General features: G+C 71.1%; 11 protein-coding genes. 6 read left to right on the forward strand and 5 right to left on the reverse strand.

What is annotated here, in order from left to right; translation table 11 throughout:
- The first annotated feature begins 200 nt into the window (after window positions 1-200).
- The 3 genes from cimA to ABT296_RS10335 all read left to right on the forward strand — a co-directional run bounded on the left by cimA (window position 201) and on the right by ABT296_RS10335 (window position 6407).
- On the forward strand, window positions 201-1805 hold the full coding sequence (cimA, locus tag ABT296_RS10325) for a citramalate synthase (protein ID WP_351925368.1): 1605 nt from the start codon (window positions 201-203) through the stop codon (window positions 1803-1805).
- A gap of 170 nt (window positions 1806-1975) precedes the next feature.
- Window positions 1976-4978: a glycoside hydrolase family 3 N-terminal domain-containing protein gene (locus ABT296_RS10330; RefSeq protein ID WP_351925370.1), complete on the forward strand. Its 3003-nt coding sequence runs from the start codon at window positions 1976-1978 to the stop codon at window positions 4976-4978.
- A gap of 82 nt (window positions 4979-5060) precedes the next feature.
- Window positions 5061-6407, forward strand: a complete 1347-nt coding sequence (locus ABT296_RS10335) for a hypothetical protein (protein ID WP_351925372.1) — start codon at window positions 5061-5063, stop codon at window positions 6405-6407.
- 73 nt (window positions 6408-6480) lie between these two features.
- Here ABT296_RS10335 and ABT296_RS10340 read toward each other — a convergent pair whose 3' ends face one another.
- Window positions 6481-7260 (reverse strand): serine protease, encoded by a 780-nt coding sequence (locus tag ABT296_RS10340; protein ID WP_351925374.1) that lies wholly within the window; start codon window positions 7258-7260, stop codon window positions 6481-6483.
- A gap of 195 nt (window positions 7261-7455) precedes the next feature.
- Between ABT296_RS10340 and ABT296_RS10345 the strand changes: the two genes are divergently transcribed.
- Window positions 7456-8019, forward strand: coding sequence for a YdeI/OmpD-associated family protein (locus ABT296_RS10345; RefSeq protein ID WP_351925376.1), 564 nt, complete (start codon window positions 7456-7458; stop codon window positions 8017-8019).
- 90 nt (window positions 8020-8109) lie between these two features.
- Here ABT296_RS10345 and ABT296_RS10350 read toward each other — a convergent pair whose 3' ends face one another.
- On the reverse strand, window positions 8110-8718 hold the full coding sequence (locus ABT296_RS10350; RefSeq protein ID WP_351925378.1) for a YceI family protein: 609 nt from the start codon (window positions 8716-8718) through the stop codon (window positions 8110-8112).
- A gap of 381 nt (window positions 8719-9099) precedes the next feature.
- On the opposite strand from ABT296_RS10350, the gene ABT296_RS10355 reads away from it, so the two are divergent.
- Both ABT296_RS10355 and ABT296_RS10360 read left to right on the forward strand, forming a co-directional pair.
- Complete coding sequence (locus ABT296_RS10355) at window positions 9100-10695, forward strand: acyl-CoA carboxylase subunit beta (RefSeq protein WP_351925380.1); 1596 nt, start codon at window positions 9100-9102, stop codon at window positions 10693-10695.
- 46 nt (window positions 10696-10741) lie between these two features.
- On the forward strand, window positions 10742-10933 hold the full coding sequence (locus tag ABT296_RS10360; protein ID WP_351925382.1) for an acyl-CoA carboxylase subunit epsilon: 192 nt from the start codon (window positions 10742-10744) through the stop codon (window positions 10931-10933).
- 131 nt (window positions 10934-11064) lie between these two features.
- Here the strand turns inward: ABT296_RS10360 and ABT296_RS10365 are convergent, their stop codons facing one another.
- From ABT296_RS10365 to ABT296_RS10375, 3 genes are all read right to left on the reverse strand, one after another.
- The gene (locus tag ABT296_RS10365; RefSeq protein WP_026150693.1) at window positions 11065-11646 is read right to left on the reverse strand and encodes a GTP-binding protein; all 582 of its coding nucleotides are present in this window, start codon (window positions 11644-11646) and stop codon (window positions 11065-11067) included.
- A complete protein-coding gene (locus ABT296_RS10370) occupies window positions 11627-12208 on the reverse strand; it encodes a DUF742 domain-containing protein (protein WP_351925384.1) in 582 nt (193 codons plus the stop codon). The genes ABT296_RS10365 and ABT296_RS10370 overlap by 20 nt, the downstream gene beginning before the upstream one ends.
- Before the next feature lie 95 nt (window positions 12209-12303).
- Window positions 12304-12717 carry a roadblock/LC7 domain-containing protein gene (locus tag ABT296_RS10375; protein WP_003993185.1) on the reverse strand — a complete coding sequence of 138 codons (414 nt, stop codon included), beginning with the start codon at window positions 12715-12717 and terminating at the stop codon, window positions 12304-12306.
- Between the last annotated feature and the right edge of the window lie 9 nt (window positions 12718-12726).

Here is a 12726-nt window from a genome sequence, read left to right on the forward strand (position 1 = left end):
CGCAGTGACCGCCACGTACGACCAGGTACGGGCGGACACCGTCGTCCTCGACCCGCGCGCAGACCTCTCGCACCCGCGAGGGGTTTTTCGCATTTCAGGCCCACCTTCAGCCGGGTGCGCAGCGCGAGGGATCATGGGAGGACGGTGGAGCCGGTCATTCCGGTACAGACCGAGATCCATACATCAGGAGCCTTCAGACCATGACGGAAACCAGCGAGCTCGACGACTCGTTCCACGTCTTCGACACCACCCTGCGCGACGGCGCCCAGCGTGAGGGCATCAACCTCACCGTCGCGGACAAGCTGGCCATCGCACGGCACCTGGACGACTTCGGCGTGGGGTTCATCGAGGGCGGCTGGCCCGGCGCCAACCCGCGGGACACCGAGTTCTTCGCCCGCGCCCAGCAGGAGATCGACTTCCGCCACGCGCAGCTGGTCGCCTTCGGCGCCACCCGCCGCGCCGGCGCCAAGGCCGCCGACGACCCCCAGGTCAGAGCGCTGCTGGAGTCGGGCGCCCCGGTGATCACGCTGGTCGCCAAGTCGCACGACCGGCATGTGGAACTCGCGCTGCGCACGACCCTGGAGGAGAACCTGGAGATGGTCCGGGACACCGTCTCCTTCCTGCGCGAGCAGGGCCGCCGGGTCTTCGTCGACTGCGAGCACTTCTTCGACGGCTACCGCGCCGACCCCGAGTACGCCAAGTCCGTGGTCCGCACCGCGTCCGAGGCGGGCGCCGACGTCGTCATCCTCTGCGACACCAACGGCGGCATGCTCCCCGCGCAGGTCCAGGCGGTCGTCGCGACCGTACTGGCCGACACCGGCGCCCGGCTCGGCATCCACGCCCAGGACGACACCGGGTGCGCGGTCGCCAACACCCTCGCCGCGGTGGACGCGGGCGCGACCCACGTCCAGTGCACGGCCAACGGCTACGGCGAGCGCGTCGGCAACGCCAACCTGTTCCCGGTCGTGGCCGCGCTGGAGCTCAAGTACGGCAAGAAGGTGCTGCCCGAGGGGCGGCTGCGGGAGATGACCCGGGTCTCGCACGCCATCGCCGAGGTGGTGAACCTGACCCCGTCCACGCACCAGCCCTACGTCGGTGTCTCGGCCTTCGCCCACAAGGCCGGTCTGCACGCCTCCGCGATCAAGGTCGACCCGGACCTCTACCAGCACATCGACCCCGAGCAGGTCGGCAACACCATGCGGATGCTGGTCTCCGACATGGCCGGCCGGGCCTCGGTGGAGCTCAAGGGCAAGGAACTCGGCATCGACCTCGGCGGCGACCGGGAACTCGTCGGCCGCGTCGTGGAGCGCGTCAAGGAGCGCGAACTCCAGGGCTACACCTACGAGGCGGCGGACGCCTCCTTCGAACTCCTGCTGCGCGCCGAGGTCGAGGGCCGGCCGCTGAAGTACTTCGGCGTGGAGTCCTGGCGCGCGATCGTCGAGGACCGCCCCGACGGCAGCCACGCCAACGAGGCCACCGTGAAGCTCTTCGCCAAGGGCGAGCGCATCGTGGCGACCGCGGAGGGCAACGGCCCGGTCAACGCCCTGGACCGCGCCCTGCGCGTCGCACTGGAGAAGATCTACCCCCAGCTCGCCAAGCTGGACCTGGTCGACTACAAGGTCCGCATCCTGGAGGGCGTGCACGGCACCCAGTCGACCACCCGCGTGCTGATCTCCACCTCCGACGGCACCGGCGAGTGGTCCACGGTGGGTGTCGCCGACAACGTCATCGCCGCCTCCTGGCAGGCCCTGGAGGACGCCTACACCTACGGCCTCCTGCGCGCGGGCGTGTCGCCGGCTCGGTAGGGCCGGGTACGGCCGACGACGGGCCGGGGGCGCCGCACACGGCGGTGCCCCCGGCCCGTCGGGCGTTGTGCACCCATGCCTGCGTGGTCCCTTGACGGGTCTTCGGGTCGACAGTTAACTCACGGCGTGATCTAAGCCGAATGTGGACTATGAGAGTCGAGGGATGTTCCATGCGAAGAACCGCCCTGCTCGTCTCCACCGCTCTGCTTGCCGCACTGGTGCCGTTCGCCTCGGCCCGCGCGGCCGAGGACCCCGCCCCCGTGCCCGTCGACCGCTTCGAGGGCGAGGTGCCCTTCGCCGAACCGCCGGCGGGGGGCATCTTCACCTGGGGCGGCGACAACGACGATCCGCCCACCCTCCAGCTCAGCGCACGCGAGGACGCCCCCGAGGGCGAGAAGGTCCTCTCCGGCACCTACGACATCAGCGGCTACGGCGGCTTCACCCACGACTTCGCCTTCGCCGAGCCCGCCCACGACTGGTCCGCGAGCAAAGGCGTCCGCCTGTGGTGGGAGGGGCGCGACGACGGCCGCCGGATCGCCTTCGAGCTGAAGGACGGCGGCGCCAACGGCGAGGCGTCCGAGCTGTGGACGACGTCCTTCACGGACGACTTCACCGGCTGGAAGCAGATCGAGCTCCCGTTCACCGACTTCGTCTACCGCACCGACTACCAGCCCGTCGGCGGCATCGACCAGGTCCTCGGCCTCACCGAGACCTGGGGCTACGCCGTCACCCTCCCCACCGGCGCGCCCGGCGGGTTCGCCATGGACGCCGTCGAACTGTACGGCCGCGCCGACCAGTCGCTGCGCGCCTCGGTCACCACCGACGCGGCCGTGTACCCGGTGCGCGAGGGCGCTGCCGCGCAGGTACGGGTCACCGTCGCCACCACCGGTTCCGCCCCGCTCGACGAGGCCGTCACGGTCGCCTACGGGACCGAGGGCGGCACCGCCGAGCCCGGCACGGACTACACCCCGGTCACCGGCACCGTCACCTTCCCCGCAGGCACCGCCTCCGGCACCGCCCGCACGGTCCGGGTGCCGACCCTGAAGGACCGGGCCGCGGAGTCGGCCGAGACGGTCCCGCTGAAGCTGACGGTCACCGGCGCCAAGGCGCCCGCGGAGGCCCCGCAGGTCGTCGTGGACGCCCACGGACTGCCCTACCTCGACAGCGGGCTGCCCGTCCGCAAGCGCGTCGCCGACCTCCTCGGCCGGATGTCCCTGGCGGAGAAGGCCGGCCAGATGACCCAGGCCGAGCGCGGCGCGATGAGCAGGCCCGGCGACATCGCCGCCCTGGGCCTCGGCTCGCTGCTCTCCGGCGGCGGCTCCACCCCCACGCCCAACACCGCCGAGGCGTGGGCGAGGATGATCGACTCCTTCCAGCTGCGGGCGCGGGCCACCCGCTTCCAGATCCCGCTGATCTACGGCGTCGACGCGGTCCACGGCCACAACAACCTGGCCGGCGCCACGATCCTGCCGCACAACATCGGCATCGGCGCCACCCGCGACCCCGAACTCGCCCGGCGGGCCGGTGCGGTGACCGCCGCCGAGGTGCGCGCCACCGGCGTGCCCTGGGACTTCGCGCCCTGCCTCTGCGTCACCCGCGACGAACGCTGGGGCCGCTCCTACGAGGCGTTCGGCGAGGACCCGGCGCTGGTGGAGTCCATGGAGACGGTGATCCAGGGTCTCCAGGGCCGCGTCGACGGCCGGGACCTGGACCGCGGCGACAAGGTGCTCGCCACGGCCAAGCACTTCGTCGGCGACGGCGGCACCACCTACGGCTCCTCCACCACCGGCACCTACACCATCGACCAGGGCGTCACCGAGGTCACCCGGCAGCAGCTGGAGGCCGTCCACCTGGCGCCGTACCAGGAGGCGGTCGACCGGGGCGTCGGCACGGTCATGCCCTCCTACTCCTCCCTGGACCTGGCCGGAGACGGACTGGGGCCGGTCAGGATGCACGCCCGCGGCGACATGATCAACGGCGTGCTCAAGGGGCGGATGGACTTCGACGGCTTCGTGATCAGCGACTGGAACGGTATCGACCAGATCCCGGGCGACTACCCGAGCGACGTCCGCACCTCGGTCAACGCCGGCGTCGACATGGTCATGGCGCCGTACTCCTACAAGGAGTTCCACACCGCCCTGGTCGCCGAGACGGAGGCCGGGCGGATCGGCGGGGCGCGGATCGACGACGCCGTCTCCCGCATCCTCACCCAGAAGTTCCGGCTCGGTCTCTTCGAGCGGCCGTACGCCGACACCGGCGGCGCCGACGCGATCGGTTCCGCCGGGCACCGGGCCGTGGCACGGCAGGCGGCGGCCGAGTCGCAGGTGCTGCTGAAGAACGCGGGCGGCCTGCTGCCGCTGAAGAAGGCGCAGAAGGTGTACGTCGCCGGGTCCAACGCCGACGACATGGGCAACCAGTCCGGCGGCTGGACCATCACCTGGCAGGGCCTCTCCGGCGACATCACCGACGGCACCACGATCCTGGAGGCGATGCGCAAGGACGCCTCGGCGCTGACGTACTCCAAGGACGCCTCCGCCCCGACCGGCGGGCACGACGTCGGTGTGGTGGTGGTCGGCGAGACCCCCTACGCCGAGGGCGTCGGCGACGTCGGCAACGGCCACGACCTGGAGCTGTCGGCCGCGGACAGGGCGGCCGTGGACAAGGTGTGCGCCGCGATGAAGTGCGTGGTGCTGATCGTCTCCGGGCGCCCCCAGTTGGTCGGCGACCGGCTCGGCGACATCGACGCCCTGGTCGCCTCCTGGCTGCCGGGCTCCGAGGGCGACGGCGTGGCCGACGTGCTCTACGGGAAGCGGCCGTTCACCGGGCAGCTCCCCGTCACCTGGCCGAAGTCCGAGGCCCAGCTGCCGATCAACGTCGGTGACACCTCGTACGACCCGCAGTTCCCCTACGGCTGGGGCCTGACCACGCTGACCAAGGTGCCGCAGGGCGGCGCGGCCACCCTCAAGGTGCTCGGGATCGCCGCGGCGGCCGCCGAACGGGCCGGGGCCGACGAGGCAGGCCGCGCGCTGGTCACCAGGGCCCGGCTGATCGTCCAGGGCGAGGCGGTCACGCCCGCCCTCGCCAAGCCCTTCGCGGAGGCCGACCGGCTGCTGACCCGGGGCCGCTACGGCGCGGCCGTGGAGAAGCTGATCGCCGCCCACCGGGCGGGCTGAACCGTCCCACCGGTGCCGGGTCCGGCGGGAACCATCCGCCGGGCCCGGTACGTTTGTCCGTTTCGTCAGGTAGCGTCGAGGTATGAGGACTCCGTTGCTCCGGGGCCTTGTGCGCTGGGCCCTCGTCCCGGTCGCCGCCACCCTCGCGGTGCTCACCGCCGGGGTTCCCGGCGCGCACGCCGCGGCGGACCTGACGACCGTCGCCGAGGCGCTGCGCGAGGACCCCGTCTACGTCGACCCCGCCGCCTCCGACCAACTGTCCTCGGCCGACGCCGAGGCCCTCTCCGACAAGATCAGGGACGCCGACAAGCCGGTCTTCGTGGCCGTCCTCCCGGCCGACCAGCCCGCGGACGACCTCTTCCTCAACCTCCGTACCGAGACCGGCATCACCGGTCTGTACGCGGTGCGCAGCGGCGACCGCTTCGGGGCCCAGGCCGACTCCTCGGTGCTCAGCAACCAGGCGGTGGACAACCTGGTCACCTCGGTGGAGGACGTCGACGACGTCAAGGCCCAGCTCAACGACTTCGTCGACGCCGCCCTGCGGAACGTGGGCGGCTCGGCGCCTGCCTCCTGGTCCTCCTCGACCACGGACGACGGGGTGCCGGTCGCCGGCCTGGTCACCACCGGAGTGGTGCTGGCAGCGGGCGGCGCGGGCGTGTACGCGCTGGTGCGGCGCCGGCGCCTGGCCCACGAGCGGGAGCGGCGGGCCGCGCTGGAGAAGCTGCGGGTGGTGGTCGACGAGGACATCACCGCGTTCGGCGAGGAACTGGAGCGGCTGGACTTCCACCCCGGCGAACCCGGCGCCGACGACGCGATGCGCACCGACTACGAACACGCCCTGGACTCCTACGAGCAGTCCAAGCGGCTGATGGACGCGGCGACCGTGCCGGAGGACGTCCGGGCCGTCACCCGCTCACTGGAGGACGGCCGGCACTCGCTGGCCGTGCTCGCCGCCCGCCGCGAGAGCCGTCCGCTGCCCGAACGGCGGCCGCCCTGCTTCTTCGACCCCCGGCACGGCCCGTCCGTCGCCGACCTCACCTGGACGCCGTCCGGCGGCACTACCCGCGAGGTCCCGGTCTGCGCGGCCGACCGGCGGCGGCTCGACGACGGCGAGGACCCGATGATCCGCGAGGTCACCACCGACACCGGCGCCCGCCGCCCCTACTGGGACGCGGGCCCCGCCTACGGCCCCTGGGCGGGCGGCTACTTCGGCGGCGGCCTCCTGCCCGGCCTGCTCGTCGGCACGATGCTCGGCGGCATGATGGCGAGCCCCGCCTACGCGGCCGACTACGGCGCCGGGTACGGCGACTTCGGCGGCGGGTACGAGGGCGGCGACATCTCGGGCGCCGACTTCGCCACCGACGACTTCTCGGGCGGCTTCGGCGGCGGGGACTTCGGCGGGGGAGGGGACTTCGGAGGCGGCTTCTGAACCTCCCCGCCCACGGGGCACGGAACGGGTCCGGCGCGCGGGGCGCCGGACCCGTCACGGTGCGGGCGGTGGCTCAGAGACCGGCCGCCGCCGAGGCGATGGCCGAGGCGAAGGTGGACACCTCGGTGTAGACACCGGGGGCGTTGGGGCGGGCGCAGCCGATGCCCCAGCTGACGATGCCGACCTGGATCCACTGGTTGGCGGCGTCCCGGCGGAACATCGGGCCACCGGAGTCGCCCTGGCAGGTGTCGACACCGCCCGCCGTGTAGCCCGCGCAGATCTCCTCGCTCGCGATCAGCCCGCTGTAGCCGCTGTACGAACGGCAGGTGGCGTCGCTGACGAACGGCACGGTCGCCTTGAGCTGGTACCGCTGCTGGCTCCCGCCCTCACTGGCGGCGCCCCAGCCGGCGACGGTGAAGGTGCCGGTGTTGTACTGCGTGGTCGTGGCGATCTTCAGCGTGGCCAGGTTGATCGGCTGGGCGAGCTTGATCAGCGCCCAGTCCTTGCCGTCGCCGTTGTAGCCGGGGGCGCGGTAGACGTAGGTGGAGCGGACCGTGATCCGGCTGCTGGACTGGAGGTCCACGGCACCGGCGGTGGCGGTGATGCTCGTGTTGGCCCCGGTGCGGCCCACGCAGTGGGCGGCGGTCAGGACGATCTGCTGGGTGTACAGCGCGCCGCCGCAGCCCATGGAGAGACGGACCATGAACGGGAACTCGCCCTGCGCGGCCCGGGTTCCGCCGACGACGGGCGCGGGTGCGGCCTGCGCGGAGGAGACGGGCTGGAGGCTGACGACGGCGAGCGCGGCCGTGGCGGCGACGGCGCATCTCTTGAGGGCTTTGAGGAGAGACTTCAACGGGATGCCTTCCGTGGGGGGTGAGTGGAGGCGTTCCGGACGACGCCCCCGCCACTGTTGTCGCGAGCACGTCAATCCTGTCTCGGATTATGAGAAGGCTGTGAGCCCCCGACAAGGGGGGAAATCCGGCCAGGCCCTTGCGGCGCGGCCCGATGGCGGACAGAAACCGTCCTACATCCGGCCTACCGTCTCCCCATGACCACCCCGGAACCGCTCCTCTTCGCCACGGTCGACGCCCTCGACGCCTGGCTCACCGCCCATCCGGCCCCGCATCCGGGGCTGTGGGTGAAGGTCGCCAAGAAAGGCTCGAACATCGAGTCCGTCGACTGGGTGGCCGTCAACGACGTGGCCCTGTGCCACGGCTGGATCACCGGGCAGCGCAGGTCCCTGGACGGGTCCTGCTTCCTCCAGCGGATCACTCCGCGCCGGCCCGGCAGCCTGTGGTCGATGGTCAACGTGCGGCGGATCGCGGAGCTGACCGCCGAGGGGCGCATGCGGCCCTCGGGGACCGCCGAGGTCGAGGCGGCGCAGGCGGACGGGCGGTGGGAGGCGGCGTACGAGTCGCAGCGCAACGCCGACGTACCGGAGGACCTGGCGGCGGAGCTGGAGCGCGACCCGCGCGCCCGGGAGGCGTTCGACGGGCTCGGCAGGACCGCCCGCTACCAGGTCATGCTGGGGCTGCTCCAGGCGCGCACGCCGAAGACCCGGCAGGCCCGGCTGGCCGCCGCCCTCGCCCGGCTCCGGGACGCTCGGGAGTAGGGCCCGGGACAGCCGAGCGCCCGCCCTCCCGTACGGGGGAGTGGAGGGCGGGCGCTCGGGGTGTGCGGCGGGGGAGCGGAAGCGGAGGCGTCACGCGTTGCGGATGGCCGAGATGTCGAAGTTCAGCTTGATCTTGTCGGAGACCAGGACGCCACCCGTCTCCAGGGCCGCGTTCCAGGTCAGGCCCCACTCGGAGCGCAGGATCTCCGCCTTGCCCTCGAAGCCGACGCGCTCGTTGCCGAAGGGGTCCTTGGCCGAGCCGTTGAACTCCAGGTCGATGGTGAGCGGCTTGGTGGTGCCGAGGATCGTCAGGTCACCGGTGAGGCGGTAGTCGTCGCCGCCCAGGGCCTCCGCCTTGGTGGAGCGGAAGGTCATGACCGGGTGCTCCTCGGTCCTGAAGAAGTCGGCGCTCTTCAGGTGGCCGTCACGGTCCGCGGAACCGGTGTCGATGCTGTCCATCTTCACGTCGATGGAGGCGCTGGACCGCGACGGGTCCGAGCCGTCCAGCGTCAGCGAGCCGCTGAAGTCGAGGAACTTGCCCTTGACGTTCGTGACCATCGCGTGCCGCGCCGTGAAGCCGAGCGTGGAGTGCGCGGCGTCGATGGAGTACTCGCCGGTCAGGGCGGCCAGCTCCGGGTTGACGGCGGTGTCGGTGGCGACGGCGGTCTCGACGGTGTTCTTGCGGCCGAAGATGCTCATGACGTTCTCCTTGGAAAAGGCGGGGATGTTGAACGTTCAATTAGCTGAACACCCCCGACCGTAGACCTATTCCGTTCAGATTTCAACAACCTCCGACGGGTGTTCGACATGTCACTTTCGGTCACCACCGGTCGCCCGTATGCTTCGACACCGACCGCCGAATGCGCCACCGCGTCACTCCGGGGACGGCATGTGCGGGGTGTGAATGTGAGGCGGGTCTCAGGTGGCCGGATTGTTTGACCTCTACAAGCGCCACGCCCCCTGAGCAGTCGGAACGGCTGCACGCCGCCACGGTTCTGTTCAGGGGTACCAGGAAAACGGTCCGGAGACTGTACGGAGTCAACGGCCCGCTTTCCTTCGTGGGCTTCGTAAGGTCACTACATGACCGTTTTGGAAGAGACGACGGGTGAGCCGACGGGTGAGCCGACGGACGCGCGCGGCCGGGTCGCCGAGCTGCACGAGATCCGCGCCCAGGCACTGGCCGGTCCCGGCGAGAAGGCGACCGCGGCGCAGCACGCCAAGGGCAAGCTGACCGCCCGGGAGCGCATCGAGCTGCTGCTCGACCCCGGCACCTTCCAGGAGGTCGAGCAGCTGCGCCGGCACCGCGCGCAGGGCTTCGGCCTGGAGGCCAAGAAGCCGTACACCGACGGTGTCATCACCGGCTGGGGCACGGTGGAGGGTCGTACGGTCTTCGTCTACGCCCACGACTTCCGCATCTTCGGCGGCGCGCTGGGCGAGGCCCACGCCACCAAGATCCACAAGATCATGGACATGGCCATCGCGGCCGGTGCCCCGCTGGTCTCGCTGAACGACGGCGCCGGCGCCCGGATCCAGGAGGGCGTCTCCGCCCTCGCCGGCTACGGCGGCATCTTCCAGCGCAACACCAGGGCCTCCGGGGTCATCCCGCAGATCTCGGTGATGCTCGGCCCGTGCGCGGGCGGCGCGGCCTACAGCCCGGCGCTGACCGACTTCGTGTTCATGGTCCGCGAGACCTCGCAGATGTTCATCACCGGCCCGGACGTCGTCAAGGCGGTCACCGGCGAGGAGATCACCCAGAACGGCCTGGGCGGCGCCGACGTGCACGCCGAGACCTCCGGCGTCTGTCACTTCGCCTACGACGACGAGGAGACCTGCATCGCCGAGGTGCGCTACCTCCTGTCGATGCTGCCGCAGAACAACCGGGAGAACCCGCCCCGCGCGGAGTCCACGGACCCGGCGGACCGCCGCGGGGACGTGCTCCTGGACCTGGTCCCCGCCGACGGCAACCGCCCGTACGACATGGCCAAGGTCATCGAGGAGCTCGTCGACGACGGCGACTACCTGGAGGTCCACGAGCGCTGGGCGCGGAACATCATCTGCGCGCTGGCCCGTCTCGACGGCCAGGTCGTCGGCATCGTCGCCAACCAGCCCCAGAGCCTGGCGGGCGTCCTGGACATCGAGGCCTCCGAGAAGGCGGCCCGCTTCGTCCAGATGTGCGACGCCTTCAACATCCCGATCCTCACCCTTCTGGACGTACCCGGCTTCCTGCCTGGTGTAGACCAGGAGCACGGTGGAATCATCCGCCACGGCGCCAAACTCCTCTACGCCTACTGCAACGCGACCGTGCCGCGGATCTCGCTGATCCTGCGCAAGGCATACGGAGGTGCGTACATCGTCATGGACAGCCAGTCCATCGGTGCCGACCTCACGTACGCGTGGCCGACGAACGAGATCGCCGTGATGGGCGCCGAAGGTGCCGCCAACGTCATCTTCCGCCGCCAGATCGCGGAGGCCGAGGACCCGGAGGCGATGCGGGCCCGGATGGTCAAGGAGTACAAGTCCGAGCTGATGCACCCGTACTACGCGGCCGAGCGCGGTCTGGTGGACGACGTGATCGACCCGGCGGAAACCCGCGAGGTCCTCATCAAGTCCCTGGCGATGCTCCAGTCCAAGCACGCCGATCTGCCGTCCCGCAAGCACGGCAACCCCCCGCAGTAACCCACCGGTACCGCTGCGGAAACCTCTCTCACGGAGACTGACACCCATGAACGTGCCTGACATTCGCGTCGAGAAGGGCCACGCCGGGCCCGAGGAAGTCGCCGCCATCACGGCCATCCTGCTCGCCCGCGCGGCCGCCCGGCCGTCGGCCGAGCCGGCCCACCGCGGCCGTGCCAAGGCCGGCTGGCGCCGCCTGGAGCGCGAGCCCGGGTTCCGGGCGCCGCACAGCTGGCGCTGAAGCCCCGCACACGCACACAGGCCCCGCCCTCCCGCAAGGGAGGGCGGGGCCTGTGTGCGTTGTGCCCGGGAACGACCGCGGCCCCCGTCCTCCCTTGCGGGAGGGCGGGGGCCGTGAGCGGTACGGGCCGACTAGCGCAGGCGCGCCATCAGGGCGTGCTCGACCAGCGTGATCAGCGCCGACTTGGCGTCCGCGCGGTGGCGGGCGTCCGTGGTGATGATCGGGGTGTCGGGGCCGATCTGGAGGGCCTCGCGGACCTCGTCGGGGTTGTACGGCTGGCTGCCGTCGAAGCCGTTGAGGGCCACGACGAACGGCAGCCCGCTGTTCTCGAAGTAGTCGACCGCGGGGAAGCAGTCGGCGAGACGGCGGGTGTCCACGAGCACGATCGCGCCGATCGCGCCGCGCACCAGGTCGTCCCACATGAACCAGAAGCGGTCCTGGCCGGGCGTACCGAACAGGTACAGGATCAGGTCCTGGTCCAGGGTGATGCGGCCGAAGTCCATGGCGACCGTGGTGGTCGTCTTGTCCCCGGTGTGGGTGAGGTCGTCGATGCCCGCGGATGCGGACGTCATCACGGCCTCGGTGCGCAGCGGGTTGATCTCCGAAACGGCCCCGACGAACGTGGTCTTGCCCACGCCGAAGCCACCCGCCACCACGATCTTCGCCGAGGTGGTGGAGCGGGAAGGACCGCCGCTAGAGCTTGCGAAGTCCACTGAGCACCCTTTCGAGCAGTGTCACGTCTGGCTGGCCACCGGCGTTCTCGTCGCCGCCGGGCTGATGGATGGCGACCAGTCCCGCCTCCGCCAAGTCGGCGACGAGGATCCTGGCCACGCCGAGGGGGATCGTCAGCAGGGCGGAGATTTCCGCCACCGACTTGATCTCCCGGCAGAGGTTGCAGATCCGCTGATGCTCGGGCAGCTGCCCCTGCATCTGGTGCGGAGCCGCGGTGGTGTGCACCAGCGCCTCGATGGCGAGCTGGTACCGCGGCCTGGTGCGTCCGCCCGTCATGGCGTACGGGCGCACCAGGGGGTTGTTCGTCGCCCCGGCGGGCGACGGCTCAGGGGCGCGTCGATGCGGCTGCACCGGCTGGATGCGAGGCGCCTGCGGCTGGTCGTACGGCCCCGGGCCCTGCGGACCCTGGGGGGCGTAGGGCTGCTGCCGCCGCTGGCTCGGCGTGGAGGGGAAGTTGTACCGGTTCTGGGAACCGTCGTTCTGACCCTGGGCAGGGCCGTACGACCAGTTGCCCGATGATGAACCGTCTGGGGGTGTTGCCACTTTCTCTCCTCCTCCGACTGTGCCTGGCACCCATCATGTGGAGCCGCGTCCCGAAACCTTACGGCCCCGGGACGCCAAAACGCACCGTGTGTCTGTCAGTTGAGCAGGCTCCCTTGGAGCTCCGCACGCAGATCCGGCGTCAGGACGGTACCCGCACGGTCCACCAGGAGGGCCATCTCGTACCCAATGAGGCCGATGTCCGCCTCCGGGTGCGCGAGGACCGCGAGCGAGGAACCGTCGGATACGGACATGATGAACAGGAATCCCCGCTCCATCTCCACAACCGTCTGGTTCACGGCGCCGCCCTCGAAGATGCGCGAGGCACCCGCGGTCAGCGAGGTCAGACCGGAGGCGACCGCGGCAAGCTGGTCGGCGCGGTCGCGCGGAAAGCCTTCGGACATCGCCAGAAGGAGTCCGTCGGCGGAGACCACCACCGTGTGGGACACCCCGGGGGTGTTGTCCACGAAGTTGGTGATCAACCAGTTCAGGTTCTGTGCCGCCTGGCTCATCGGGCTCAC

The sequence above is a fragment of the Streptomyces sp. NPDC000983 genome, assembly GCF_040299205.1.
Taxonomy (GTDB): Bacteria; Actinomycetota; Actinomycetes; order Streptomycetales; family Streptomycetaceae; genus Streptomyces.

What these genes read in the sequence shown, in the direction of transcription:
- cimA (WP_351925368.1), top strand. Translation starts at nt 201, where the DNA reads ATGACGGAAACCAGCGAGCTCGACGACTCGTTCCACGTCTTCGACACC.
- ABT296_RS10335 (WP_351925372.1), top strand. Translation starts at nt 5,061, where the DNA reads ATGAGGACTCCGTTGCTCCGGGGCCTTGTGCGCTGGGCCCTCGTCCCG.
- ABT296_RS10330 (WP_351925370.1), top strand. Translation starts at nt 1,976, where the DNA reads ATGCGAAGAACCGCCCTGCTCGTCTCCACCGCTCTGCTTGCCGCACTG.
- ABT296_RS10360 (WP_351925382.1), top strand. Translation starts at nt 10,742, where the DNA reads ATGAACGTGCCTGACATTCGCGTCGAGAAGGGCCACGCCGGGCCCGAG.
- ABT296_RS10345 (WP_351925376.1), top strand. Translation starts at nt 7,456, where the DNA reads ATGACCACCCCGGAACCGCTCCTCTTCGCCACGGTCGACGCCCTCGAC.
- ABT296_RS10375 (WP_003993185.1), bottom strand. Translation starts at nt 12,717, where the DNA reads ATGAGCCAGGCGGCACAGAACCTGAACTGGTTGATCACCAACTTCGTG.
- ABT296_RS10355 (WP_351925380.1), top strand. Translation starts at nt 9,100, where the DNA reads ATGACCGTTTTGGAAGAGACGACGGGTGAGCCGACGGGTGAGCCGACG.
- ABT296_RS10350 (WP_351925378.1), bottom strand. Translation starts at nt 8,718, where the DNA reads ATGAGCATCTTCGGCCGCAAGAACACCGTCGAGACCGCCGTCGCCACC.